Below are 24,032 nucleotides of genomic sequence, written 5' to 3'. Positions count from 1 at the left end.
ACTCGCTCTGGCCGGTATCTGGTGACGGCTTACACCTTTGCCAGCTTGGCCGGGTCAATCCCAAGCTGCGAACAGACGGCCATTTCCTCAGCGCTCTGCGCGCTTGTGCTGAACCGCTTTTCAGGGGCCACGCTACGCGCGCCGCTTGGTCCGAACAGGTGGCCAAAGGCCGGGGGGCTGGACGCAATGAAGCGATCAAAGCTGTCCGGGTCTTGGCGGCAAAGCGCCACGGCCCAATCCTTCATCGCAGGCGTGATGTAGCCTTCGCGCATGGCCTCTGACACGCGGCTTTGCGCCTGTTGTTCCGAGTTCAGCGCCAAGGCGCTACCGCGCTCTGCGATCAATTCGCGCACCGCTTCAATCGGCACGAATTTGGCCGGGTCCGGCGTGACTTCGGACGCGGTGGCCAGCTTCTCGCCCAGGGCGGCAAGAATGGCGTCTTCGGTCGCATCATCTGGCAGGCCAAGCGCCTTTGCGATCCGGGCAAAGGGGGTCGATGTGTCGGGCATGGGCTGCTCCTGTTCGCTGGCAAGGGCCTTGAGGTGTAGGGCTGGCCTATGGACAAGGGACGCGCCCATAAGCCGTGTGATCCGTCCATTCGCATCATGCGTGAACACGGGCGACAGATAGGGGTATTCGCGGTTCGCGATCATCTCGCGCGCGCGGGCCGTCCAGTCCACCTTGGCCCATAGGCCGGACCGGGCGTCATAGAAGAGCGACTTGATCCAACCCGCAGCCGGGACAGGCCCATTGCCGCGCCGCGCCGGATCATCCTCTTGGTGTTCGTAGTCAACCGGCTTGTCCACCGCGTCGGCCTTGAAAAGCGCGATCAGGCCATTCGGGTTGTCCAGCCGAAAGCCGCGCCCGTCGCGCGCCGTGAACGCGCCGGGGGGCAATAGCTGCACCGTGTCAGGCGCGGTTCCCCCCGGCAATTCGCTGCATGTGGCGTGAACAAGGGTCATGATCAGGCCGCGTTCAGAAAGGGCGTGACAATCGGTTTCGCCGTGCCCTTCCATTCGTTCGAGTTGCCGCCGTCCACATGTTCAGTGTTCAGCAGGCGCATGGCCGCGCCTTCCAGTTCCGGGGGCACAACCAGAACCGTGGGCTTGATCCCCAAGGGACGGCCCTTGTCAAATACCTGACGCTGCATCGCGGTGCGCGCGGCTTCATGGTTCGCCTTGTTCAGCGGCGCGCGGCTGGCATAGGCCATTTGCCGCCCGTCCGCGTCCGTCACGGGGCCGTCTTCATCGACCACCGGGTGTTCGGTATCAAAGAAGCTCTGACCGTCATAGCATTCGGTGGCAAAGCCAGCCGCCAGCAGGCCGAACACCACATGATCGGGGTGAATTGCGGCCTCATAGCCCATGCTTTGGATCACCGGGCTGAACACGCCCAAGCGATCATCTGCAATGTCGTCGCGGCCGATCGAAATGGTGCTTTCGAACTTGCGGTTCGTGATGGTGAAGCCATGCGCTTCAAGCTGCCGGATCACGCGTTCGTCGCCAACCCATTCGCGCATTTGGGGAAACTGGCCAAGCCAGTTATAGGTTTCGTCGCGCGCGGCGCTGGTCACGGTCATAGCGACTTCGCTGGCCTGCGACGGGGCGTCAAGCGCCGCCGTGGTGTAGAGCGTTTTGAAGCCCTTGAACATGGCGTCAAGTGTGGCTGCGTTGATAATCATCGGTCAAGGTCTCCGGGTGTTGGAAGGGTCGGGCGCGGGAAGCGCGCCCATGTCTTGCAGGCGTTTTTTTTGACGCCCAACTGTTCGGATTGTGGTGTTTGCCGCTTCTGCGATCTGTGCCAGCGACGCCCCGTCGCGCAGCATGGTGTAGATCAGCCATGCCACGCGGTTCTTGCGGGCCAAGGGGCCAAAGTGAACAATAATCTTGCCTGCCCCAAACCGTTTGGACATCCAGATTTTCGCTTGTCCAAGCGCATCGGTCGCGGGTTCGGGTGTGTTCTTGACGTGCATTTCGCGCCCGCCATGCGCCAAGATCACGGCTTTCAGAACGTCAAAGCCCAGATCGTCTTCAAGGTCATATTGCCAATCTGGACCGGCATAAATGCCAATGCCCGCGCATTGCGCGCAGGACGGATAGGGCAAGTCTGAGGGGCGTTCTCTGGTCATAGTCTGACCATAGTCAGCCTTGACACTTGTCCAACCTAGACACCTGTCAAGGGCCGGGTATCTGCCCCGAAACCATGCACCATTGAACCGTAGCAGAAAGCCATTTTGCGGCGCAAGCCGGGAATGCCAGATCAGGATTGCGGGCAAACGCGCCGTTAAACACCGATTAAAGGGGGCAGGACCGGCCAAGCGTGAATTTCATGGGGCGTTCTGCCAAAAGAAAGGGGCGCGGCTTTCACCGCGCCCCTTTCTGCGTTGTCCGGTCGGGTCAGGCCGCGCGCGATGTCATCGCCTTCAGCGCCGTGATCACCTTTGCCGCCGTGGCCTTGTCCAGAAACCGCAAGCTGGTCAGTTTGAAACTGCGTTCAAGCCACTTGTTCAACTCGCTCTGGCCCGCGCGGCCCCGGCTGTATTCGGTCCAAAGCGCCCGGATCAGTTCAAGCTGCGCATAGCTGGCCATGCCGGGGCGCGTGCCACAGTTCGCCCCGTTGCGGGTCATGGGCTTGAACCCACGCCATTCAAAAAACCCAGCAGCAGTTCGAACACCGCCTGGTCAAGCTCGGTCGAACTGGTCACGCCGCACAGGTTCGCCAGTATCGACCGATACAGATCATCATCGATCCCAAACTTGGATTGCGCCACATGGATCAGCGAATACTGTTTCCTACTCAAAGGCATGTCAGGCTCCTTCGCTTTTAACCGCGTCGCGGAATTTCAGGTCCAGCTTGAACAGGGCTTCCAGTTCGTCATCTTCACCCCCGCGACATGCCCGCGCAAACAGCCTCAGAACCGGCGTAATGTCCGGCGTGTCATTGTCTGAATTGCCCAGAAACTCGCAGGCGCGGCCCAAATCGCTGATCAGGTCATAGGCTTGCGGCAACGCCCGCGTGATCATGTCCAGATCGTTTTCGGACAGGTGCAGCGTGACAGGCTTGGGCGTAGTCCGGCGCTCTTTTTCTGCCGTGATGTGTTTCGATCTTGCTCATGCGTCGAACTCCCCGTTCGGCTTGCCGCCGAAATGGCGCATTAAGCCTGCGTTCGCCCGTTCGGTGCTCTTGCGCCGTTGTTCTTCAGGGCTATCGGGATTGGACGGCTGATATTCCACCACACGCGCGCGGGCTTCGTCTGGAAAGCGCCTTCCAGCCGTGCTTTGCCTTCTGGGTGATAGGGTTGGCACCGGATCACATTGAGGTTCGACAGGTCAGCCATGGCCGCGAACCGCGTCGTGCATTCCGAAATGAACCCATATTCACCGCCGTTATCGATGATGAAGGTTTCAGGCATACCGCCCCACGGGCAGGTCACAACCTCATAAAGCGAATTCGCCACGTCCCTTTGCGAGATACCTTGATTGCCTCGTGTCATGACCGGCGTTGCCCAGATATATCCGCTGGAACAGTCCATCCATGCAATCAGAAATGCCTTTTGGCCGCTGGTCAGATCGACTGTGTGCGCGTCCCCCATAAGGGCTTGCATCGGGCGTGCGGTCAGGCCGCGCTTGACATGGAATTCATGCCGGTCTGTGAACCGTTTGTTGTCCCGTTCGAAGGCATGGACAATGCGCATATCCCTGAAACGCTTTGCAAATTTTATATTCAGCTTGCAGACTTCAGCCAAGCGCGACCCCGATACAGGGCTTCCCGCGCCTTCGGTCATCCTTGTAAAAATATCCTGGGGGAGTGCGGTCCCGGCACGGGGCCGGACGGGGGCAAAGCCCCCCGAAACAAAGACCTGGGCGAAGCCCGCTATTTGGTCAGCACCAACAGCTCTGCCGTCACCAGAACCGGGTTCGCCCCGGCCACCAGCCGCCCCGCGATCATCCGGCCATCCAGCCCGATGCTCGCGGCGTGCAGCGTCACACCCTCCGGACCGACATGGCCATCGGTCAGCAATATCTCTGTCGCATAGCTGTCCAGCCGGTCCGCGTCGGTTTCGGTTCCGATCAAGCTGCCCAAACCCTTCACAAGGCCTGTCAGCCCAAGCCCTGCCAGTGCCGCGCCAATATCCTGATTGGGGCGCAGCGTGACCAGATGCGCGGGCAGGCCGCCGCTGCGCGCCGCGCGCATTTCTGGTCGGAACAGCGTAAACCCAGTTTCCGGGTCCGGCTGTGCCACAAGGCAGCCGCCTGTCAGCCCCCAGCCCGTGACCGTGCAATCGCGCGCGACCACCGCCTGATCCGGCAGGATATGCCCCATATGCCGAGCGCCCGTCGCGTCTTCCCATATGCCATGCGTATGCGTGAACCGCGCGCCATCGCGCCAGCCCATATGCACGCAGCCTTGCACAATCCGTGCGCCTGCACCCATCTGCTGCGTTGCGCTATACCATGCTGCAAACCCGTTCTGTGCGGGGCCGGGGATGACATAGGCCAGCGGGTCCATCGCCACATCGCGCAGCTCCAGAAACCCGCCCTCGAAACCCTCGAACGCGGTCGCAACTGCCTCCCCGAATGGCAAACCACCGCGCAAGACAACTTCGACCGGATGCGCCTGCACCGGCAGCACGGTCACGCGTGGTTCAACCGCTGCTCCGGGATGGACAACATGGCGCATCATGGCAGTTGTCCGCGCGCATCCAGTTCCTCGCGGATCATCTTTTTCGTGATCTTGCCATAGGCGGATTTCGGCAGTTCGTCCCAGAACACGACATGGCGCGGCAGCTTGTAGCGGGCGAGTTTGCCCGATAGCCAGTCCAGCAGGTCGGCGGGCGGATCTCCGTTGCAGACGCAAACCGCCATCCCCACCTCGCCCCAGACCGGGTCGGGCACGCCCAGCACCGCGACCTCAGAGATCGCTGGGTGCATCAGCAATTTTTCTTCAATCTCGCGCGGGTAGATGTTCGACCCGCCAGAGATATACATATCCGATGCACGGCCCGTCAGATAGACGAAGCCAGCCTTGTCCATATGCCCCAGATCGCCGGTCAGGAACCAGCCACCCCGGAAGGATTTTGCATTGGCATCGGGGTTGTTGAAATACCCGGCAAAGACGGCGGGGCCGATGACGGCTATCTCGCCGGTCTCATACGCTGCCACCTCTTGCCCCTCGGCATCCTGTATCTGCACCTGCATTCCCGTTCGGGCAAACCCGCACGTGCCGATGCGCATGGCCCCGTCGTCAGTATGGTGATGCGCTGGCGGCAGCACGGTGATGTTGCCCGTCACCTCGCCCAGCCCGAAATACTGCACCAGCACTGGCCCCAGCTTTTCCAGCGCGCGGATTTGGTCGGCGCGATACATTGGTGCGCCTGCATAGATGACATAGCGCAAGGACGCGTGGTCATGCGCGTCGACGCTTGGGTGTTCGACCAACAGTTTCACGATGGTTGGCACGGTGAACATGTTGGTCACGCGCCAGCGCGCGACCAGCGCCCACAGTTCATCGGGGTCGAATTTCGCGCCCGCGGGCAGGATGGTTTTCACCCCATGCGCGACTTGGCTCAGTTGATGAATGCCCGCGCCATGCGATAGGGGTGCCACGACGAGTGATGCATCCTGGGGCCCGGTCGCGGGCATAAGGTCGCACAGGTGGTTGGTGATGACAAAGGCCATTTGCCCATGTGTCAGAACCGCCGCCTTGGGCCGCCCGGTGGTTCCGGAAGTGAAGAAGAACCAGCACGGGTCGTCGCGGTAAACGTCGGCCACCGGCTGCGGCTGGCCGATATGGGGGGCGATCAGCGCCTCATAATCCGGGCCGAACTCCGAGTCGCCAATGGCGATGGTGGGCAGGCCGCAGGCCGCCGCGTGCTCTGCAAATTCGGCCCCGCAAAGCATCAGTTTCGCACCAGAGGATTGCGCAAGGAAGGCCACATCCTCGGGCGATTGGCGGTAATTTGCTGGCACCCACACAGCCCCCGCGCGCCAACATCCGAAAACCGCTTCGAACATCTGGTTGCAATTGGCCGATTGCACCAGCACGCGGTCGCCCTTTTGCACACCGTAATCCTGCACCAACACGCGGGCAAAGGCGGTGGCGCGGGCCTCAAGTTCGGCCCAAGTCCAGCTTTGCTCACCCCAGACCAGCCCCAAGTCATCGGGCGCACGGCGTGCGCTTTCCGTCAGCAGATGCGACAGGTTCATCACACGGGTAGATACGGGCGTCATGCCTTGCGACAGGTCCATGCTCACTTCACCCGCTCCATGATCGAAACATAGTTCGTCACAGCCGCCCCGCCCATGTTGAACACGCCTGCCATACTGGCGCCCGGTATCTGCATGTCGCCCGCGTCATGCGTCAGTTGTTGCGCGGCCATCACATGCATCGACACGCCGGTCGCGCCAATCGGGTGGCCCTTGGATTTCAGCCCACCAGAGGGGTTCACCGGCAAGCGCCCGTCCTTGGCGGTAATCCCCTCGCGGATGACGCGGCCGCCTTGGCCCGGTTCTGCCAGCCCCATGGCTTCATATTCCAGCAGTTCGGCAATCGTGAAGCAGTCATGCGATTCGACAAGCGACAGGTCATCGAGCGTGACACCCGCATCGGCCAGCGCGCGGCCCCACGCCAGCCGCGCGCCTTTGAACTCCAGCACATCGCGGCGCGACAGGGCCATGATGTCATTCGCATGGGCGCGTGCGCGAAAGGAAATCGCCCGGTTCAGGCCAGCAGCCGTGTCCGCATCCGCCAGCACCAGCACTGCCGCCCCATCGCTGACAAGCGAGCAATCGGTGCGTCGCAGCGGGCCCGCCACGCGCGGGTTCTTGTCCGATACGGTGTTGCAGAACGCCACATCAAAGGGTTTGCGCATATGGGCCAGCGGGTTGGCCATGCCGTTGGCGTGGTTCTTGGCGGCGATCATGGCCAGCTCTTCCGATTTGTCGCCGTAGCGTTGGAAATAGCTGGCCGCGATCTGCCCAAACAGGCCCGCGAACCCGCCATCAACCTCGGCTTCCTCGGCGCGGTAGCTTGCCCCCAGCAGAATGTCGCCCACCTCGGCAATAGGGGTGGCGGTCATCTTTTCAGCGCCCACCACCAGCGCAATGCGCCCGCGCCCGGATTCGATGAAATCCATCGCGCCATGCAGGGCGGCTGACCCGGTGGCGCAGGCATTTTCATAGCGCGTGGCAGGGGTATGGGCGAAACGTTCGTCCGCCATGGCGACAAGCGCGCCTTGAAAGTCTTGGCGGGAAAATCCGTTGTTGTAGACGCCCACAAAAATGCCATCGACATCTTCCGCGCCAATGCCCGCATGTTCCAGCGCAGGGGCGAGGGCTTGGGCTATCAGGGCTTCGGTGGTCTCGGCCTCTGATTTGCCGAAGGCGGTGTGGGACCAGCCCACGATCTGCGCTTGTGCCATGTCAATTCCTCCCGTTTGGATGAGAGGTTAGACCGCGACCCTGAACTTGGCCAGAGTTTGCTTGCGCGCAGGCAAAAGGCGGACCGCTTGCGCAGGCCCGCCTTTCAGATTGTCGCAGCCCTTAGCTGTTGACGGCGTCTTTCAGAGCCTTGGCGATCGTCACCTTTACGGCGCGGTCGGCTTCTTTGGTCATGGTTTCGCCCGTGGCGGGGTTCCGGACCTGACGCTCTGGGCGGGCGCGGCACATGACCTTGCCAATGCCGGGCAGCGTGACAGCACCACCGGCCGCAACCTCGCGCATGACCAGCGCGGAAATCGCGTCCAGCGCGGCATTTGCGGTTTTCTTGTCGGCGTCCATCTCTTCTGCCAGGGCGGCGACAAGCTGGGTTTTGGTCATCGGTTTCGCGGTCATTCGTCTCTCCTGCATAAGTTTGGCGGTCTCGCTCGCACCGCTGTGAACTGTTTTGCGATGCGCATCTAGCCTTGTTTTACGGGTGGTGACAATTCCTTGAACCCCGCAAAAGCACCTTTTCCAGTGGAAAAATGCCAGAAACCCGCGTGTTCCGGCGATGGGCGGGCCAAATATCGACTGATGGTTACAAAAACGCCGTTTCGCTGAAGCTGCGCAGTTTCCGGCTGTGAATACGCTCCAGCGGCATGTCACGCAGCAATTCCATGGCGCGAATCCCGATTTGCAAATGTCGCGCGACCTGTGCTTTGTAGAAGCTGGATGCCATGCCGGGCAGCTTCAACTCGCCGTGCAGAGGCTTGTCGGACACGCATAGAAGCGTGCCATAAGGCACCCGGAAGCGGAACCCATTGGCCGCAATCGTGGCGCTTTCCATGTCCAGGGCAATCGCGCGGGATTGTGACAATCGCTGCACCGGGCCGGATTGATCGCGCAATTCCCAGTTGCGGTTGTCAATGGTGGCGACAGTGCCGGTGCGCATGATCTGCTTCAGCCCGTACCCGTCCAGTTGCGTGACCTGTGCCACGGCGTCTTGCAGCGCGATCTGTATTTCGGCCAAAGCTGGGATTGGCACCCAGACGGGCAGGTCGGCATCCAGCACATTATCCTCGCGCAAATATGCATGCGCCAGTACGAAATCGCCCAAGGCCTGAGAGTTGCGCAGCCCCGCGCAATGGCCAACCATCAACCAGGCATGAGGACGCAAGACGGCAATATGATCGGTCGCGGTTTTCGCGTTCGAGGGGCCAACCCCGATATTGACCAGCGTGATGCCCGCGCCCTTGGCGCGTTTCAGATGATAGGTCGGCATTTGCGGCAGGCGGGGCAGGGGGGGGATAACGCCATCCGGCTGGGTGATGACCGCATCACCGGGGGCGACAAAGGCGGTATAGCCGCTGTCGGGGTCGCGCAGCATCTCGCGGGCGAAGGCTTCGAATTCATCGACATAGAACTGGTAGTTTGTGAACAGGATATGGTTCTGGAAATGCTCTGGCGTGGTGGCGGTGTAATGCGCCAGCCGCGCCAGCGAGTAATCGACGCGCTGCGCGGTAAACAGCGCAAGAGGCAGCGACCCATCGGCGTTGCGCACCCGGTCGCCATTGACGATGTCGTCATTCGTGGTGTCCAGATCAGGCACATCGAACACGTCCCGCAAGGACAGCGCCATCTCGCCGCCCTCTGGCAAGGCTACGTCACCGCGCCCGGCCATTGCGAAATGTAGCGGGATCGGAGTGGCAGAGGGGCCGATGCTGACGGGCATGCCATGATTTTCCATCAAAAGCGCGATCTGCTGGCGCAAGTAATGGCGAAACAGGTCGGGCCGCGTGACCGTGGTGGCATATTCGCCGGGTTCCGCGACATGGCCAAAGCTCAGGCGCGAATCCACCTTGTCAAACCGCGTCGTGACAAAACGGATCTCGGGGTAGAATGCCCGATAGCGGCCTTGCGGGCTGGCCCCCTTGGCAAGATCGTTGAACGCCGCAATCAGGAATTGCGTCGCCTCTTGATAGAGAGCCTCCAGCTTTGCCACCGCCGCATCGGGATCGGTAAAGGTGTTGTGCGGCGCAACAGGCGGGGTCTGGATATCGGCAAGGGTCATGGCATGTCCAATTCGGGCTTTGACGCAGCTTGCCCCAAGCCCACCGCTGCGACAAGCGGCGCGGGCATGGAAATTGCACTTCCCCCTCAGACCTTGATCGAATACCGTCCAAGGCATGACAACTGCATTTTATACCCATGCCGATGGTGAGGCGCACCAGACCCCGCCCGGCCATCCCGAAGCGCCCGCGCGGCTGGCCGCGATTGCAGACGCTCTGGCCGCGCGGGAATTCGACGCGCTTGATCGCCAATCCGCACCGCTTGCCACCGAAGAGCGCGTGCGCCTATGCCATCCGCAAGCCTATATCGACCGCATTCGCCGCGCGTTGCCCGCGGCGGGTATCTACCAGCTCGACGCTGACACGCATGTGTCCAACATGTCCATGCAGGCGGCCTTGCGTGCAGTGGGCGGGGCTTGCGCGGCGGTGGACCGGGTCATGGGCGCGCAGGGTGGCAATGCCTTTGTCGCCATGCGCCCGCCGGGCCACCATGCCGAAACGGAAAAACCCATGGGCTTTTGCCTGTTCGGCACGGCCGCGATTGCTGCAAAATACGCGATGCAGATGCATGGGCTGACCCGTGTCGCGGTGGTGGATTTCGACGTGCACCACGGCAACGGCACGCAAGACCTGCTGTGGGACGAAAGCCGGGCGCTGTTCATCTCCAGCCACCAGATGCCGCTTTGGCCGGGCACCGGCAATGCGGATGAAACCGGCGCGCATGGCAACGTCATGAACGTGCCACTGAAGCCGGGCACCGATGGCGCAGCTTTCCGGCGCATCTATGAAGATATTGTCTTGCCCCAACTGGACCGTTTCGCGCCGGAACTGGTCATTGTCTCTGCCGGGTTCGACGCGCATCGGGATGACCCGCTGGCACAGCTAGACCTGCTGGAAGATGATTTCGCATGGGTCACGGGCGCTTTATGCGACTTGGCGGCGAAACATGCTGATGGGCGGCTGGTTTCCGTGCTGGAAGGCGGCTATGCCCTGCCCGCGTTGGGCCGCTCGGTCGCGGCGCATGTCAAGGTTCTGATGGAGCGCAGCGCATGAGCGACACCCCGATTGACGAGATGAGCTTCGAGGCCGCCTTGGCAGAGTTGGAGCAGGTTGTCACCCGGCTGGAACGCGGCGATGTGCCCTTGGAGGACTCTATCACGTTGTATGAACGCGGCGCAAAGCTGAAAGCGCATTGCGAGGCGCGGCTGCAAGCGGCGCAGATGCGGGTTGAAGCGATCCGGCTGGCCGAAGACGGCAGCCCAAAGGGCACAGAGCCGTTCAATCCATGAGTGCCTTTCCCACTGCGTTAAGTGCCGCCGCCGACAGGGTCGAAGCGCGGTTGCAAGTTGAGATCGCGACCCTTCCGCCCAGTATGGTGCGTGATGCGATGGCTTATGCGGCAAGGGGTGGCAAGAAGCTGCGCGGATTTCTGGTGCTGGAAAGCGCGCGATTGCACGGGATCGGGCCGGAACACGCGATCGCCAGCGCTGCCGCGATCGAAGCGATCCACGCCTATTCGCTGGTGCATGATGACTTGCCCGCGATGGATGACGATGATCTGCGGCGCGGCCAGCCCACGGTGCATGTGAAATGGGACGACGCGACTGCTATCCTGACGGGCGACGCGCTTCAAACGCTGGCCTTCGGGCTGCTGGCGCGGGACGATGCCGCGCCCACCGATGCCGGTCGTCTGGCGCTGTTGGTATCGCTGGCCCATGCCTCTGGCGGGGCGGGTATGGTGCTGGGGCAGGCGCTGGATATTGCGGCCGAATCCGCCGCATCGCCGCTGGATCTGGACGCGATCACCGAGTTGCAACGCGGCAAGACAGGCGCGCTGATCGAATGGTCCGCCTGTGCTGGCGCGCGCATGGCTGGGGCCGACACCGCACCGCTTGCGGCCTATGCGCAGGCGCTGGGGCTGGCTTTCCAGATCGCTGACGACTTGCTGGACATAGAAGGTGACGCCGCGCTCGCCGGTAAACGCCTGCAAAAGGACATGGCGGCGGGTAAGGCGACATTCGTCTCTCTGCTTGGGGTCGACGGCGCCAAGGCGCGTGCGCGCCAGTTGGTCGCGCATGCACAGGATGCCCTTGCCCCCTATGGCTCGCAGGCCGATATATTGCGAGACGCCGCCCAATTCGTTATTGCCCGCAAGGCGTAACCTTCTGCGCGCATGCCAAGGACCAAAGCCCATGCCTGACACGCCCCTTCTGGACAAGGTCCGCAGCCCCGCCGATTTGCGCGGCATGACCGATGCGCAGTTGCGGCAAGTGGCCGACGAATTGCGTGCAGAAACCATCTCGACCGTGTCTGAAACCGGCGGTCACTTGGGCGCAGGGCTTGGCGTGGTGGAACTGACTGTTGCCCTGCATGCGGTGTTCGACACGCCCCGCGACCGGCTGATCTGGGATGTATCGCATCAATGCTACCCGCATAAGATTCTGACGGGCCGTCGCGACCGAATGCGCAGCTTGCGGCAAGAAAACGGACTGTCGGGTTTCACCAAACGGTCGGAATCGCCCTATGACCCGTTCGGCGCGGCGCATAGTTCGACCAGTATTTCCGCCGCCTTGGGCTTTACCATGGCGCGCGACCTTGGCGGCACGCCCGACCCGGCGCTTGGCGACGCGATTGCGGTCATCGGCGACGGTGCCATCAGCGCGGGCATGGCCTATGAGGCGCTGAACAACGCGGGCCATCTGGGCAAACGGCTGTTCGTTATCCTCAACGACAATGAAATGTCCATCGCGCCGCCCACCGGCGCCATGTCCAGCTATCTGTCGCGCATTTACGCCGACCGTCCGGTGCAAGACCTGAAACACGCGGTAAAGGGGGCTTTGTCCTTCATGCCCGGCCCGATTCAGGAAGGCGCGCGCCGCGCCAAGGATTTGCTGAAACACGCGACCGTTGGCGGCACCTTGTTCGAGGAGTTGGGCTTCAATTACATCGGCCCCATCGACGGGCATGATCTGGACCAGCTTTTGTGGGTTCTGCGGACGCTTCAGGCGCGTGCCGATGAACCTGTGCTGATCCATGTGCTGACCAAGAAGGGCAAGGGCTATGCCCCGGCCGAAGATGCCGAGGATCGCGGCCATGCCCGCGCCAAGTTCGACATGGTCACGGGCAAGCAGCAAAAAGCCGCGCCCAACGCCCCCAGCTACACCAAAGTTTTTGCGCAGGCTTTGATTGACGAGGCCGGACGCGATGACAAGATCGTGGCCGTCACGGCGGCCATGCCCGATGGCACGGGGTTGGACCTGTTCGCCAAGGCGCACCCGGACCGCATGTTCGACGTGGCGATTGCCGAGCAACATGGCGTGACTTTCTGCGCCGGGCTGGCCGCTGGCGGCATGAAACCGTTTTGCGCGATGTATTCGACATTCCTGCAACGCGGCTACGATCAGGTCGTGCATGACGTGGCCATTCAACGCCTGCCGGTGCGCTTTGCCATCGACCGGGCGGGGCTTGTCGGCGCGGATGGCGCGACCCATGCGGGCAGTTTCGATGTAGCCTATCTGGCCAACCTGCCGGGGTTCACCGTTATGGCGGCTGCGGACGAAGCGGAACTGGTCCATATGGTCGCCACCGCCGTGGCGCACGACGAAGGCCCCATCGCCTTTCGCTATCCGCGCGGCGAAGGCGAGGGCGTTGAGATGCCAGAACGTGGCATCCCGCTGGAGATTGGCAAGGGCCGGATGATCCAGCAAGGCAGCCGCGTGGCGATCCTGTCTTTTGGCACGCGTCTGGGCGAGGTGCTGAAAGCCTGCGAGGCGCTGGCCGCCAAAGGCATTACCCCAACCGTGGCCGATGCGCGCTTTGCAAAGCCGCTGGATCGCGAAATGATCCTTGGCCTTGCGCGCGACCACGAGGCGCTAATCACCATAGAGGAAGGCGCTGTCGGCGGCTTCGGCAGCCACGTTGCGCAGCTTCTGGCAGAGGAAGGCGTGTTTGACCATGGGCTGAAATTCCGCTCCATGGTGTTGCCCGACACCTTCATCGACCAAGCCAGCCCGGCGGCGATGTACGACGTGGCCGCCATGAACGCGCCGCAGATTGTCGAGAAGGTGCTGTCAGTGCTGGGCGAAAGCGCGCAGGCACTGACAGCTTGATCGATCCGCGATTGCCCGCAGATGCTTAGTCCTGTGCCCGCAGAATTCCTGCGGGCCGCGCGCCCAAGGGCCGCAGCGCGAATAGCAAACCGGCGATCAGCGTGGCAATGACGCCACCCGCGATGATGCCCAATGCCGAATACGGTTCGAACCGGTAAGTGCTTTCCATCACGAAGCGCATAACTGCCCAACTGGCCAGCGCGCCAGCCCCCAGCGCCACGATCCCTGCCGCCGCCCCCATCAGCGCAGAGCGTAGCGCAAAGCTGGTCAGGATAGCGGCGCGGCTTGCGCCAAGGGTTTTCATCACCGCCGCTTCGAACACGCGCGCGCGTTCACCCGCCGCAGCCGCGCCGATCAGCACGACAAAACCTGTAAGCAAAGTGGCCAAGGCCGCGTAGCTTGTGGCGGTGGCCATGGTCGACAGCGCCTCTGTCACCCGTTCCGCCGCTTCCCGAACACGAATGGCGGTGACATTGGGAAACAAGTTGGACAGATCGCGCAGGATCGCGCCCTCTGCGGCTTCTGCCGCGTAAACGGTGGCAATATGCGTGTGCGGCGCGGCAGAGATCGGCATGGGTGACATGACCATCACGAACCCTATGCCGCCGGTCGAAAAATCGACCTCGCGCAGGCTGGCGATGGTGGCGGTGATCTCGCGCCCCAGCACATTGACGGTGACAGTGTCGCCCAAGCTCAGGCCCAGTTCGTCGGCTTCTTCCTGCGCGAAACTTATCAGGGGCGGGCCGGCATAGTCGGGCGCCCACCATTCGCCAGCGGTCAGGGTTGCCCCCTCTGGCAGGTTGGCGGAATATGACACGCCGCGATCCCCGCGCAGCACCCAATGGCCAGAATTCGGATGCTCGCGCGCCGGGATGCCGTTCAGCGCGGTCACAACACCGCGCAGCATGGGCGCGGTTTGCACATCTTGCACATCGGGGTCTTGAGCAAGCCGGTCCAGAAACCCGTCTATCTGCGTATTCTGGATATCCAGAAAGAAATAGCTTGGCGCGCGGTCGGGCAGGTCCGTGGCAATGGCGTTGCGCAGATTGTGGTCAATCTGGCCCACGGCGGCCAGCACCGTCAGCCCCAGCCCCAGCGACAGGATAACCGCGCCCGCGCCCTCACGCGGGTTGGAAATGGCACCCATTGCCATGCGCAGCGCGGTTTTGCCGCGCAGCGCGCGCGACCGGGCCAGACGCCGTGCCAAAACACGCACCCCGATGGCCGCCAGTGCCAGCACGACCAGCGCGCCAAGCACGCCGCCAGCCGTGGCGAAGGCCAGGGCCGGGACCGACGCAAAGGCGGCAGAAATCAGCACCAGGACAACCACCAGCGCGGCGATCACCAGCAGATAGGGCAGGCGCGGCCAGCTTTGCGTGGCCTCTGCTGCGCCCCGAAAGATCGTCGCCGCGCGCACATGTTCGGTGCGCGCCAATGGCCAAAGCGTAAAGATAAGCGCGGTCAGCGCGCCGTATATGGCGGCTTCGGACAAGGCCGCGGGCGAGAGCGAAATCTGCAAGGACACCGGCAGTTGGTCCGCGACCAAGGGCGCGACAATGAAGGGCACAAGCGCCCCCAGCGCCAGCCCCACGGCAAGCCCCAGCCCGGTGAGAACGCCGATTTGCATAAGGTAAACGGTAAAGATGGTCCGGCTTTGCGCGCCCAGCGTTTTCAGCGTGGCGATGGTGTTGGTCTTGCTGTCCAGATAGGTGCGCACGGCGGCGGATACGCCCACGCCCCCCACAGCCAGCCCCGCAAGCCCCACCAGCACAAGGAAAGACGACACCCTGTCAATGACCCGGCGCACCTGTGGCGCGGCGTTGCGGCTGTCGCGCCAGCGCACGCCCGCGCCCTCCAGCCCCGCAAGGGCTATGTCGCGCGCTTGGTCCAGATCGGCACCGGGCAAAAGCAGGCGGTAGTTCACCTCATAGAGCGTGCCCGGCCCTAGTAGTTCGGCATTTTCCAAGGCTATCTTGCGCACCAGCGTGCGTGGGCCGAATCCGAAATTGCCGCCAAACCCGTCGGGTTCGCGCAGGATATGGGCCGTCAGGACAAAATCCTGCACGCCCAAGCGGAAGGTATCGCCAATCTCCAGCCCCAAACGGTCGGCCAAAATGGGTTCCATCACGCCGCCGGGCAGGCCATTTGCACCGTCCAGAGCTTGCGACAACGGCAAAGGAGGGTCGAGCCGCATCTCGCCCACCAGCGGATAGGCGCTGCCTACCGCTTTTACTTGCGTGATCGCGCGCTCTGCATCCTCGCCGCCCACGCCGCCCACGGCCATGGAGCGGAAATCATACACTTCGGACACGCTCGCTGCGAATGCGTCGATGAAGGCGCGTTCCTCTGCATTCGCCTCGCGGTAGGTGAAGCGCAATTCCGCATCACCCCCAAGAAGCGTCGCGCCCTCGCGTTCCAGCCCCGCGTCGATCGCGCTGCGAATAGACCCGATGGCCGCAATCGCGCCGACACCAAGCGCCAGACAGGCAAGGAATACCCAGAACCCGCGCAAGCCGCCGCGCAACTCGCGCCGGGCAATGTTCCACGCGACCCGGATCATTCGGCGGCCTTTGAAACGCGTGCGTTATCCTGCGCGACCCTGCCATCGGCCAGATGGATGACCCGGTCGCAGCGCGCGGCAAGGTCGGGCGCGTGTGTGACCAGCACCAGCGTTGCCCCATGGCGGTCGCGTAATCCGAACAGAAGATCCATGATCGCTTGTCCGTTTGGCCCGTCCAGATTGCCCGTCGGTTCATCCGCCAGCAAAATATCGGGGCGCGGCGCGGCGGCGCGGGCCAAGGCCACGCGCTGTTGCTCGCCGCCCGACATTTGTGCGGGGTAATGGTCCATCCGGTGGCCAAGGCCCACGGCGCGCAATTCTTCCTCGGCACGGTCGAACGCATCGGATTTTCCGGCGAGTTCCAGTGGCGTGGCCACGTTTTCCAAGGCCGTCATGGTCGGAATAAGGTGGAAAGACTGGAACACCACCCCCATATGATCCCTGCGAAAACGGGCGAGCGCATCTTCGTTCAGCGTGGTCAGATCGTTGCCAAGGGCCGTGATCTTGCCTGCTGTCGCGCGCTCCAGCCCGCCCATCAGCATCAGGAGGGATGACTTGCCCGACCCCGACGGACCCACCATGCCCACAGTCTGCCCGCGCACAATGTCGAGAGTAATGTCACGCAGAATAGTGACCGGCCCGGCATTTCCTGCAAGGGTTAGCCCGACATTCGACATAGAAAGCACGGAATCAGTCATGAAAATCGTCCTGCATCAGTTCGCTTCCTTCGCATATGGGGTGTCACGTTCCGCTGGCAACCGCGCACGCGCCGGGCTTTTGGGTTTAACGGCGTTATGTGCGCTTTCCGTCGCACCCGCCACGGCAGACACGGTGCGGCTGGTGGCGCTGGGGGATAGCTTGACCCAAGGCTACGGCTTGGCAGACGGTGAAGGCTTTGTCCCCGTGTTGCAGGACTGGCTGACACAGCAAGGCGCGGATGTAACGGTGATTAACGCAGGCGTGTCGGGCGATACAACGGCGGGCGGGCTTGCGCGCATGGATTGGACGCTGGCCGAACCCGCCGACGCGATGATCGTGGCGCTTGGCGGCAATGACCTGCTGCGCGGCCTTAGCCCGAAAACCAGCCGCGAGAATCTGGACGGTATTCTGGCCCGGCTGAAGTTGGAGCGCATCCCGGCACTGTTGGTCGGTCTGCCCGCGCCGGGGAATTATGGCCCCGAATTCAAAAATGCGTTCGAGGCCATGTATGTCGATCTGGCGGCGAAATACGATGTGCCGCTTTACCCCGATTTCCTGCGCCCGTTGTCGGAGAAGGCGGACGCTGGCATGTCGTTTCGGGATTTGATGCAGGATGACAACATCCACCCCAACGCGACCGGCGTGCAAGAGATTGTCGATGCGATGGGGCCAGAGGTCTTGCAGCTTGTGCAGTCGGTCGCGGAGGCAGAGGGCTAAGGCGCAGATTACTGGTCGCGCGCCGGCACCTTTTGCAACAGCGGCATCAGCGCGCCCATTTCTGGCCCGCGCGCTTGGCCCGTCAAAGCCATGCGCAGCGGCATGAACAGACCCTTGCCCTTGCGCCCGGTGGCCGCTTTGACCGCATCGGTCCAGTCTTTCCACGCGGTCGGGCCATAGGGGGGCGGCGGTAGCAGGGTCAGGGCTTGGGCAATGAACTCGCGGTCTTCGTCTGCAATGACCGGGCTTGCCCCGTCGCGGCAGAGCGCCCACCAGCCCGACAGATCATCCAATGTTGTGATGTTTTCGCGCGCCACGTCCCAGAACTGCGGTGCCAGATCGTCGGGCACACCAAGGCTGCGGATGGTGTCCGCAACCGCCGCATAGGGCCGCGCTTGCAGGTCGCCGCGCGTCAGGGGCCACAGATCTTCGGCATCGAATTTGGTGGGGGCGGACCCGAATTGCGACAACTCGAAGCCCTCGGCAATCTCGTCCAGCGAGGCGCGCAACTCCACCGGCTGGCTGGACCCAAGCCGCGCCATCAGCGACAACAGCGCATTCGGCGTGACACCCTGTTTGCGCAGATCGCGCAACGACAGCACGCCCAGCCGTTTCGACAATGCTTCACCCTGCAGGCCGGTCAGAAGCGAGTGATGCGCAAAGCTGGGAACGGTTCCGCCAAGCGCCTCGATGATCTGGATTTGCGTGGCCGTGTTCGTTACATGGTCGGACCCGCGCACGACATGGGTGATGCCCATATCGGTGTCATCCACCACAGAGGCCAGCGTATACAGCACCTGCCCATCGGCGCGGATCAGCACCGGGTCGGACACGCTTGCGGCATCAATCGACAGCGGCCCAAGAATGCCATCGTCCCATTCGATCCGGGCTTGGTCCAGCAAGAACCGCCAATAGCCATCACGCTCGGCCCGCAAGGCTTCGCGTTCGGCTTCGCTGAGCGTGAGCGCCGCGCGGTCATAGACCGGCGGGCGGCCCATGTTCAACTGCTTCTTGCGCTTCAGGTCCAGTTCGGTCGGGGTCTCGAAACATTCGTAAAAGCGGCCATCCGCGCGCAGCTTCTCGGCGGCGTCCTTGTAGCGGTCCAGCCGTTTCGATTGCTGCTCGACCCGGTCCCATGTCAGGCCCAGCCATTCCAGATCGAACTTGATCGCGTCGATATATTCCTGCTTGGAGCGTTCCGGGTCCGTGTCATCCAGCCGCAGCACGAAGGTGCCACCCTGCTGCCGCGCGATCAGGTAGTTGAACAGCGCCGTGCGCAGGTTACCGATATGCAGATGCCCGGTGGGCGAGGGCGCGAAGCGGGTGACGATGCTGGACATGGTGAAAACCCCTTTTTCATCCGCTTTCCTCTTTCACAAGCCCCGCGCGCATGCAAGACCGTGAGCATGAACGACACGCTCTGGACCGACCACCTGCCCCCAGATGACGCCGATTTTCTGGCGCTGGTCGCGGCTGCGATTGCGGAGCTGCCAGAGCCTTTTGCCACCCATGCCAAAGCGGTTGCCGTGCAGGTCGTCGACTTCGCGCCCGATGCCATGCTGCAAGAGCTGGATATAGATGACCCGTTCGAGTTGACGGGACTGTATGACGGCACGCCCCTGCCAGAGAAACTGGGCGAGCAGGTGCTTGGGCCGGATACGATCTGGCTGTTTCGCCGTCCGATTCTGGACGAATGGGTTGCGCGCGGTGACATTCCGCTGGGCCATCTGGTCGCGCATGTTTACCTGCACGAATTGGCGCATCATTTCGGCTGGTCAGATGGCGATATCGCGCAGGTCGCACCGTGGATGGATTAAGTGCATAGGCGCTTGTCTGTGCATTGCCATGGCCCTAACGTGGCGCGGCAGCTTCGGGAGGGCGGATGCACAAACTCTGGGTATTGATCGCGGTTCAGGCCACCGTTGCCGCCGCAAGCCTTGTGGTCGAAATTGTCGCGGGCCGAATGCTGGCACCCTATGTGGGCATGTCGCTTTATACATGGACCTCTATCATCGCGGTGGTGCTGGCGGGGTTTTCGGCGGGGCATTGGGTTGGCGGGCGGCTGGCGGAATTGCCGCCGGACCAAGCTTTGCGCGCGAATGGCTGGGCGCTGCTGGCGGCGGCGCTGACCACGGGCGGCGCGTTGTTCCTGTTGCGCGGGGTTGCGGGGCCGGTCATCACAACGGTTGACCACCCGGTCGCCGTGATCGTGGTGCTGACGACGCTGGTGTTCTTCCTGCCGTCCTTCTTCGCGGGTATCCCGGCGCCGATCCTGAGCCATGTGGCCGTGTTGCGCCACCCGGACCGCGCCGGCCGCGCTTTGGGCGCGATGTTTGCCGCAGGCGCGTGGGGGGCCATTCTGGGCACGCTGGCGGCGGGGTTCATCTTCATCTCGTGGCTCGGCAGCACCGGCACCTTGGTTGTCGTTACGGTGGTTTATGTGCTTTTGGCCTTGCACAGCCTTTGGGCCGCGCGCGGATTTGGCCGCTGGATGACGCAAGGTGCTATCGCCGCGCTTCTGCCCTTGGTGCTGGCCGGCACGACCCTGACCCGGCCTGATCCGTGTTTGGTTGAAAGCAGCTATTTCTGTATTCGAGTCGTAGACCAGCCGGGCGAGCCGCTTGTGCGCTATATGGTGTTGGACCACTTGGTGCATGGCGTTTCGGACGCAGAAGACGCGCGCGCCATGATCCCGTCACATGGGATCATGCTGGACGGTCTTTCGCGGCTGCGGATGGCAGAGCGCGACGCTTGGTCGGCTTTCCTGATCGGCGGCGGCAATTATGCCTTGCCGCGCGCATGGACCGCGCATGAAGAACCGGTTGATGTGACCGTGGCCGAAATGGACCCGGAAGTGACCCGGATTGCGGCGGAACAGTTCTGGTTCGACCGGGATACGGCAACCGTTATCCACGCCGATGCGCGGCGGGTGTTGACGCGGTCGGATGTGACTTATGACATTGTGATTGGCGATGCCTTCACCGATATCGCCGTGCCGGAACATCTTATCACGCAGGAATTCTTTAGCCTTGTAAATCGCCGGCTGAACCCCGGCGGCGCCTATATCATGAACGTGATCGACCATATGGACCGGCTGGAGGCGTTGGCCTCGGTCGTGGCCACCGCGCAGGCAGAGTTCGACGTGGTCGAGATCTGGGCCGACCCGCTGCATGACCCGTCAGAGGATCGGCGCGTGTTCATCATGGTCGCAGGCGACGCGCCAACCCCGGTCAGCCAGTTCACCCATCTGCACCCCGAACCGCGTCAGGTGGTGCGGGTGGATGCGGCGTCGATCCGCGATCTGGTCGCACGCGATACGACCGTTGTCATGACGGATGATTACGTGCCGATTGCCCGCCTGATGGGGGCGCGGAGTTAGGTGGAAGGGTGGCTATGCGGACGAAGCGGGCTTTCGCAGCGACTGCGCCAAGGTCGGCTTTTTTGTAAAGGCGGGCGGCAAAAACGGCCGTTTTTGACAGCGTTGCGCAACCGCAAAGAAAGTCAGAAAAAAGTCCGAATTTGATGAAAAGCTTTATCTGCTTAGGGCCACAGTCGGTCGATCAGCCAGCTCTTTCCATCTTCAGCTAAGCTATACCGCCGCCGCTTGTGATTGCGGTCAGTGGCACCCTGCCAAAACTCGACAACTGACGGAGCTACGGCATAGACTCGCCAGCCTGTTTCAACGTGATCTGGGTTATTTTCTAAGAATGCCTGCGCCTTAGCCATTCTTCGATTAAGCTCTTCATTGTCCGTCAACACATCGCTTTGTAGCGATGCCATAGCCGCTGTGCGCGAACCGATTGGGCGGTCCAAAAAATCTGACGCACATTCTTCTGGTGAAAGCGCCAGAGCGGGTCCGCGCAGGCGAATTTGTCTACCCAAATCAGACCAGTAAAAAGTTAGTGCCACTTGGGAGTTTGTTTTAATCTGCTCGCCTTTTGGGCTACTGGCCTTAATCGCAAAGTGCCATCCACGGCTATCGACATTCTTCAAAATCAGCACGCGTGCATCTGGTCCGCCGTTTTCGTCCACAGTTGAGAGGGTCATTGCATGTGGTTCTCGAACACCAGCGTCTAAGGCGTCCACTAGCCAAAGTTCAAAAGCTTCATGAGGGTTTTCTGGCAGAGTAGTCAGGTCTTCGTCAGGCAATGGTCCCTTTAGTGAAGGAATTTTGCGGAGAATTTCTTTCATCGACCGTTCACTCATAGAAACACCTCTTTCATCGTAGCGTTATGTAAAATCACTATTTCACAAAGAGCGCAGCTTCAAAAGGTTGGCAAAGGCACTATCCGATGGCGTTCCGAAAACGGTCGTTTTTGTCACTCACGGCATGGTAAGCCAAAACGTTTAAAAATCTTGTGCCACAAACCCTTGGCGAAACTGCCTCTGATTTTGTCACGTTTTTGGCCGTTTTCCGAGGAGCGGACGTTGGTGCGATGTGCAGCATCGGTCAAAGAAGGCTCCAAGCCGACATACACTATTTTCTGTATGATAGAGCCCCCTAAAACGGAAAAAACAGTGGAATGACCCCGACCGCCATCGCCGCGTAAAGCAGGTTCAGCGGCAGGCCCACGCGCAGGAAATCGGTGAATTTGTAGCCCCCGGCGCTATAGACAAACGTGTTCGTCTGGTAGCCGATGGGCGTGGCGAAGCTGGCAGAGGCGGCGAACATCACGGCAATGATAAACGGGCGCGGGTCGTAGCCCAGTTGCAGCGCCAGCGCGATCACGATGGGGCCGACCAGCACCGCGACAGCGTTGTTCGACACCATTTCGGTCAGCGCGTTGGTCAGCACATAGACCGCCGCCAGAATGGCCAATGGCCCGAAGCCCCCCACCAGCCCGATGAACTGCGCCACGATCAGCTCTGCCGTGCCGGTGGCGGCCATGCCCATGCTTAGCCCCAGCATGCCGAAGATCAGGAACAGGATGCGCCAGTCGATGGCGTCGAACGCCTCTTCCGGGTCGACGCAGCGGGTCAGCATGACCACCACCGCGCCCACCACCGCCAGCCCGGCGATGGGCATGATGTTCAGCGCCGCCAGCCCCACCACGGCCAGCACGGTGCCGATGGCAATCGGGGCCTTGCCGCGCCGCACGGGTTGCTCGGACGGTTCGGTCAGGTTGACGATGCCGCCATCCTCGATCATGCGCTGAATGCCCTCGGGCGGGCCTTCCAGCAGCAGCGTATCGGCGAATTGCAGGCGCAGATCCTGCACTTCGTCCGAGATGTTGCGCTCTTGGCGGTGCACCGCCATCAGGTAAACCCCGTAGCGCCGCCGCAGCTTGAGCGCCTTGATGGGTCGCCCGCGCAGGGGCGAATTGGGGCCGATACTTGCTTCCATCGTGATGGTGCGATCGGCGGTGACGGGGGCGAAGCCGCTATCGGCCATGTCGCGGAATTCGATCTCGCCGTCTTCCTTCAGGCCAAGAATTTCGCCGGTATCGGTCTTGATGACCACGCGGTCGCCCGCTTCCAGCACCACGTCGTCCATCTTGCGCCGCAAGGACACCTCGCCGCGCACCACGTCCAGCACCCGCGCGGCCCGGCTGTTGAAAGGCAGGTCTGCCAAGGTTTGCCCGATATAGGTAGAGCCCGCCGGGATCAGCAGACGTGCCATGAACTTGCGTTTGCTATCTTGCCCCAGCATCGACGCCATGGACGTGCGGTCAGGCAACAGGAACCGACCGGCAAACACCATATACAGGATGCCGACACTGGCCATCATCAACGCCGGCATGGTCATCTCGAACATCGTCAGCGGCGGTTGCCCCGCGTCCAGCGCGACCCCGCTCATCAGGATGTTGGTCGATGTGCCGACAAGTGTCAGCGTGCCGCCCATGATCGCCGCGTATGAGAGTGGGATCAACATACGGGACGGGGCGACACCCAGAGAGCTGGCGACCGAAATCATGACCGGTGTCAGCAGGATGACCACGGGCGTATTGTTCATGAAGGCCGATGCCGCCATCGCGCCACCCATCATCAGGAACATCGCCCGCAGGTAAGACCCGCGCGCATGTGTGCGCATCCAGGCGCCAAGTATGTCCAGAACGCCCGTGCGTTCCAGTGCTGCCGACAGGATGAACATCATCGCAATCGTGATCGGCGCGGGCGAGGAGAAGACTTGCAGAAAATCGTTCGTGGGTAGAATTCCCGTGACCAGCAGCGCAGCAGAAGCGCCCAGAGCGGTCACTTCGGGCGGGTAAATTTCCTTGGCGAAACTGAACAGAACAGCCGCCAGCACCAATAAAACGAAGATCTGATCGAAGCTCATTCAAGGCCTGCCGGAATCGGGTTCAGTTCTGCGCAGTTAAGTCTGAATTGTGCCTGTGTCACAATGGGAAAACCGGGCCGCACAAGCGATGCTTTGCCGACACGCCGCAAAATGCTGCAACGCACCGGCGGCTTGGCATGGTCTTGACGCACGCTCTGCATTAGGCTCGTGTCAAACACAGGG

The 24,032-nt window shown here is 62.1% G+C and carries 24 protein-coding genes; 7 read left to right on the top strand and 17 right to left on the bottom strand.

What is annotated here, in order from left to right; all coding sequences use genetic code 11:
• Nucleotides 1–29: 29 nt before the first annotated feature.
• From M3N55_RS05220 to M3N55_RS05165, 12 genes are all read right to left on the bottom strand, one after another.
• Nucleotides 30–962, bottom strand: a complete 933-nt coding sequence (locus tag M3N55_RS05220) for a phage protease (RefSeq protein ID WP_249057075.1) — start codon at nucleotides 960–962, stop codon at nucleotides 30–32.
• 2 nt (nucleotides 963–964) lie between these two features.
• Nucleotides 965–1,681, bottom strand: coding sequence for a Mu-like prophage major head subunit gpT family protein (locus M3N55_RS05215; protein ID WP_249057073.1), 717 nt, complete (start codon nucleotides 1,679–1,681; stop codon nucleotides 965–967).
• 3 nt (nucleotides 1,682–1,684) lie between these two features.
• Entirely contained in the window at nucleotides 1,685–2,128 is a 444-nt protein-coding gene (locus M3N55_RS05210) for a hypothetical protein (protein ID WP_249057071.1), read from the bottom strand.
• A gap of 268 nt (nucleotides 2,129–2,396) precedes the next feature.
• A complete protein-coding gene (locus M3N55_RS05205; protein WP_249057069.1) occupies nucleotides 2,397–2,627 on the bottom strand; it encodes a phage protein GemA/Gp16 family protein in 231 nt (76 codons plus the stop codon).
• Complete coding sequence (locus tag M3N55_RS05200) at nucleotides 2,624–2,806, bottom strand: regulatory protein GemA (RefSeq protein WP_249057067.1); 183 nt, start codon at nucleotides 2,804–2,806, stop codon at nucleotides 2,624–2,626. The genes M3N55_RS05205 and M3N55_RS05200 overlap by 4 nt, the downstream gene beginning before the upstream one ends.
• A gap of 1 nt (nucleotide 2,807) precedes the next feature.
• A complete protein-coding gene (locus M3N55_RS05195) occupies nucleotides 2,808–3,023 on the bottom strand; it encodes a hypothetical protein (RefSeq protein WP_249057065.1) in 216 nt (71 codons plus the stop codon).
• A 131-nt stretch (nucleotides 3,024–3,154) separates the two neighbouring features.
• On the bottom strand, nucleotides 3,155–3,694 hold the full coding sequence (locus M3N55_RS05190) for a transposase family protein (RefSeq protein WP_249057062.1): 540 nt from the start codon (nucleotides 3,692–3,694) through the stop codon (nucleotides 3,155–3,157).
• A gap of 179 nt (nucleotides 3,695–3,873) precedes the next feature.
• Complete coding sequence (locus M3N55_RS05185) at nucleotides 3,874–4,683, bottom strand: PPC domain-containing DNA-binding protein (protein WP_249057060.1); 810 nt, start codon at nucleotides 4,681–4,683, stop codon at nucleotides 3,874–3,876.
• Entirely contained in the window at nucleotides 4,680–6,248 is a 1,569-nt protein-coding gene (locus M3N55_RS05180; RefSeq protein ID WP_249057159.1) for an acyl-CoA synthetase, read from the bottom strand. The genes M3N55_RS05185 and M3N55_RS05180 overlap by 4 nt, the downstream gene beginning before the upstream one ends.
• Nucleotides 6,249–6,250: 2 nt before the next feature.
• Nucleotides 6,251–7,420 carry an acetyl-CoA acetyltransferase gene (locus M3N55_RS05175; protein ID WP_249057059.1) on the bottom strand — a complete coding sequence of 390 codons (1,170 nt, stop codon included), beginning with the start codon at nucleotides 7,418–7,420 and terminating at the stop codon, nucleotides 6,251–6,253.
• Nucleotides 7,421–7,541: 121 nt separating this feature from the next.
• The gene (locus M3N55_RS05170; protein ID WP_249057057.1) at nucleotides 7,542–7,832 is read right to left on the bottom strand and encodes an HU family DNA-binding protein; all 291 of its coding nucleotides are present in this window, start codon (nucleotides 7,830–7,832) and stop codon (nucleotides 7,542–7,544) included.
• A 184-nt stretch (nucleotides 7,833–8,016) separates the two neighbouring features.
• Nucleotides 8,017–9,489: an AMP nucleosidase gene (locus tag M3N55_RS05165; RefSeq protein ID WP_249057055.1), complete on the bottom strand. Its 1,473-nt coding sequence runs from the start codon at nucleotides 9,487–9,489 to the stop codon at nucleotides 8,017–8,019.
• A gap of 115 nt (nucleotides 9,490–9,604) precedes the next feature.
• Here M3N55_RS05165 and M3N55_RS05160 point away from each other — a divergent pair, with 115 nt between their 5' ends.
• Genes M3N55_RS05160 through dxs form a run of 4 tightly spaced genes read left to right on the top strand, consistent with a single transcriptional unit; the run spans nucleotide 9,605 to nucleotide 13,596 of the window.
• Nucleotides 9,605–10,540, top strand: coding sequence for a histone deacetylase family protein (locus tag M3N55_RS05160; protein WP_249057052.1), 936 nt, complete (start codon nucleotides 9,605–9,607; stop codon nucleotides 10,538–10,540).
• On the top strand, nucleotides 10,537–10,776 hold the full coding sequence (locus M3N55_RS05155) for an exodeoxyribonuclease VII small subunit (protein ID WP_249057049.1): 240 nt from the start codon (nucleotides 10,537–10,539) through the stop codon (nucleotides 10,774–10,776). The genes M3N55_RS05160 and M3N55_RS05155 overlap by 4 nt, the downstream gene beginning before the upstream one ends.
• Nucleotides 10,773–11,648, top strand: a complete 876-nt coding sequence (locus M3N55_RS05150; protein WP_249057048.1) for a polyprenyl synthetase family protein — start codon at nucleotides 10,773–10,775, stop codon at nucleotides 11,646–11,648. Before M3N55_RS05155 ends, M3N55_RS05150 begins: the two co-directional genes overlap by 4 nt.
• Nucleotides 11,649–11,679: 31 nt before the next feature.
• Nucleotides 11,680–13,596 (top strand): 1-deoxy-D-xylulose-5-phosphate synthase, encoded by a 1,917-nt coding sequence (gene dxs / locus M3N55_RS05145; protein ID WP_249057046.1) that lies wholly within the window; start codon nucleotides 11,680–11,682, stop codon nucleotides 13,594–13,596.
• Nucleotides 13,597–13,621: 25 nt separating this feature from the next.
• On the opposite strand, the gene M3N55_RS05140 is transcribed toward dxs, so the two are convergent.
• Both M3N55_RS05140 and M3N55_RS05135 read right to left on the bottom strand, forming a co-directional pair.
• Nucleotides 13,622–16,156, bottom strand: a complete 2,535-nt coding sequence (locus M3N55_RS05140; protein WP_249057044.1) for an ABC transporter permease — start codon at nucleotides 16,154–16,156, stop codon at nucleotides 13,622–13,624.
• Nucleotides 16,153–16,854, bottom strand: coding sequence for an ABC transporter ATP-binding protein (locus M3N55_RS05135; protein WP_249057041.1), 702 nt, complete (start codon nucleotides 16,852–16,854; stop codon nucleotides 16,153–16,155). The genes M3N55_RS05140 and M3N55_RS05135 overlap by 4 nt, the downstream gene beginning before the upstream one ends.
• Here M3N55_RS05135 and M3N55_RS05130 point away from each other — a divergent pair.
• Entirely contained in the window at nucleotides 16,853–17,572 is a 720-nt protein-coding gene (locus M3N55_RS05130; RefSeq protein WP_249057039.1) for an arylesterase, read from the top strand. The two genes, M3N55_RS05135 and M3N55_RS05130, sit on opposite strands and share 2 nt — an antisense overlap.
• A gap of 8 nt (nucleotides 17,573–17,580) precedes the next feature.
• Here the strand turns inward: M3N55_RS05130 and gltX are convergent, their stop codons facing one another.
• A complete protein-coding gene (gene gltX, locus M3N55_RS05125; RefSeq protein WP_249057037.1) occupies nucleotides 17,581–18,912 on the bottom strand; it encodes a glutamate--tRNA ligase in 1,332 nt (443 codons plus the stop codon).
• Between the two features lie 66 nt (nucleotides 18,913–18,978).
• Here gltX and M3N55_RS05120 point away from each other — a divergent pair, with 66 nt between their 5' ends.
• Complete coding sequence (locus M3N55_RS05120; RefSeq protein WP_249057035.1) at nucleotides 18,979–19,389, top strand: metallopeptidase family protein; 411 nt, start codon at nucleotides 18,979–18,981, stop codon at nucleotides 19,387–19,389.
• Nucleotides 19,390–19,454: 65 nt separating this feature from the next.
• Complete coding sequence (locus M3N55_RS05115; protein WP_249057033.1) at nucleotides 19,455–20,951, top strand: fused MFS/spermidine synthase; 1,497 nt, start codon at nucleotides 19,455–19,457, stop codon at nucleotides 20,949–20,951.
• Between the two features lie 161 nt (nucleotides 20,952–21,112).
• On the opposite strand, the gene M3N55_RS05110 is transcribed toward M3N55_RS05115, so the two are convergent.
• Complete coding sequence (locus M3N55_RS05110; protein WP_249057031.1) at nucleotides 21,113–21,778, bottom strand: pyridoxine/pyridoxamine 5'-phosphate oxidase; 666 nt, start codon at nucleotides 21,776–21,778, stop codon at nucleotides 21,113–21,115.
• 295 nt (nucleotides 21,779–22,073) lie between these two features.
• A complete protein-coding gene (locus M3N55_RS05105) occupies nucleotides 22,074–23,849 on the bottom strand; it encodes an SLC13 family permease (protein WP_249057029.1) in 1,776 nt (591 codons plus the stop codon).
• Between the last annotated feature and the right edge of the window lie 183 nt (nucleotides 23,850–24,032).

Origin of the sequence: Roseinatronobacter domitianus (assembly GCF_023336755.1) — a bacterium.
In the GTDB taxonomy this organism is placed as follows: Bacteria; Pseudomonadota; Alphaproteobacteria; order Rhodobacterales; family Rhodobacteraceae; genus Roseinatronobacter; species Roseinatronobacter domitianus.
The sequence above is the reverse complement of the archived record's forward strand: the minus strand, read 5'-3'. Positions and strand labels throughout refer to the sequence as shown.

Excerpts from the sequence above, each read along its gene's own strand:
- M3N55_RS05200 (WP_249057067.1), bottom strand. The coding sequence starts at position 2,806 with ATGCCTTTGAGTAGGAAACAGTATTCGCTGATCCATGTGGCGCAATCC.
- M3N55_RS05170 (WP_249057057.1), bottom strand. The coding sequence starts at position 7,832 with ATGACCGCGAAACCGATGACCAAAACCCAGCTTGTCGCCGCCCTGGCA.
- M3N55_RS05110 (WP_249057031.1), bottom strand. The coding sequence starts at position 21,778 with ATGAGTGAACGGTCGATGAAAGAAATTCTCCGCAAAATTCCTTCACTA.
- gltX (WP_249057037.1), bottom strand. The coding sequence starts at position 18,912 with ATGTCCAGCATCGTCACCCGCTTCGCGCCCTCGCCCACCGGGCATCTG.
- M3N55_RS05190 (WP_249057062.1), bottom strand. The coding sequence starts at position 3,694 with ATGCGCATTGTCCATGCCTTCGAACGGGACAACAAACGGTTCACAGAC.
- M3N55_RS05130 (WP_249057039.1), top strand. The coding sequence starts at position 16,853 with ATGAAAATCGTCCTGCATCAGTTCGCTTCCTTCGCATATGGGGTGTCA.
- M3N55_RS05105 (WP_249057029.1), bottom strand. The coding sequence starts at position 23,849 with ATGAGCTTCGATCAGATCTTCGTTTTATTGGTGCTGGCGGCTGTTCTG.
- M3N55_RS05150 (WP_249057048.1), top strand. The coding sequence starts at position 10,773 with ATGAGTGCCTTTCCCACTGCGTTAAGTGCCGCCGCCGACAGGGTCGAA.
- M3N55_RS05215 (WP_249057073.1), bottom strand. The coding sequence starts at position 1,681 with ATGATTATCAACGCAGCCACACTTGACGCCATGTTCAAGGGCTTCAAA.
- M3N55_RS05205 (WP_249057069.1), bottom strand. The coding sequence starts at position 2,627 with ATGACCCGCAACGGGGCGAACTGTGGCACGCGCCCCGGCATGGCCAGC.
- M3N55_RS05175 (WP_249057059.1), bottom strand. The coding sequence starts at position 7,420 with ATGGCACAAGCGCAGATCGTGGGCTGGTCCCACACCGCCTTCGGCAAA.
- M3N55_RS05135 (WP_249057041.1), bottom strand. The coding sequence starts at position 16,854 with ATGACTGATTCCGTGCTTTCTATGTCGAATGTCGGGCTAACCCTTGCA.
- M3N55_RS05220 (WP_249057075.1), bottom strand. The coding sequence starts at position 962 with ATGACCCTTGTTCACGCCACATGCAGCGAATTGCCGGGGGGAACCGCG.
- M3N55_RS05115 (WP_249057033.1), top strand. The coding sequence starts at position 19,455 with ATGCACAAACTCTGGGTATTGATCGCGGTTCAGGCCACCGTTGCCGCC.
- dxs (WP_249057046.1), top strand. The coding sequence starts at position 11,680 with ATGCCTGACACGCCCCTTCTGGACAAGGTCCGCAGCCCCGCCGATTTG.
- M3N55_RS05185 (WP_249057060.1), bottom strand. The coding sequence starts at position 4,683 with ATGATGCGCCATGTTGTCCATCCCGGAGCAGCGGTTGAACCACGCGTG.
- M3N55_RS05165 (WP_249057055.1), bottom strand. The coding sequence starts at position 9,489 with ATGACCCTTGCCGATATCCAGACCCCGCCTGTTGCGCCGCACAACACC.
- M3N55_RS05155 (WP_249057049.1), top strand. The coding sequence starts at position 10,537 with ATGAGCGACACCCCGATTGACGAGATGAGCTTCGAGGCCGCCTTGGCA.
- M3N55_RS05160 (WP_249057052.1), top strand. The coding sequence starts at position 9,605 with ATGACAACTGCATTTTATACCCATGCCGATGGTGAGGCGCACCAGACC.
- M3N55_RS05120 (WP_249057035.1), top strand. The coding sequence starts at position 18,979 with ATGAACGACACGCTCTGGACCGACCACCTGCCCCCAGATGACGCCGAT.
- M3N55_RS05140 (WP_249057044.1), bottom strand. The coding sequence starts at position 16,156 with ATGATCCGGGTCGCGTGGAACATTGCCCGGCGCGAGTTGCGCGGCGGC.
- M3N55_RS05195 (WP_249057065.1), bottom strand. The coding sequence starts at position 3,023 with ATGATCACGCGGGCGTTGCCGCAAGCCTATGACCTGATCAGCGATTTG.
- M3N55_RS05180 (WP_249057159.1), bottom strand. The coding sequence starts at position 6,248 with ATGGACCTGTCGCAAGGCATGACGCCCGTATCTACCCGTGTGATGAAC.
- M3N55_RS05210 (WP_249057071.1), bottom strand. The coding sequence starts at position 2,128 with ATGACCAGAGAACGCCCCTCAGACTTGCCCTATCCGTCCTGCGCGCAA.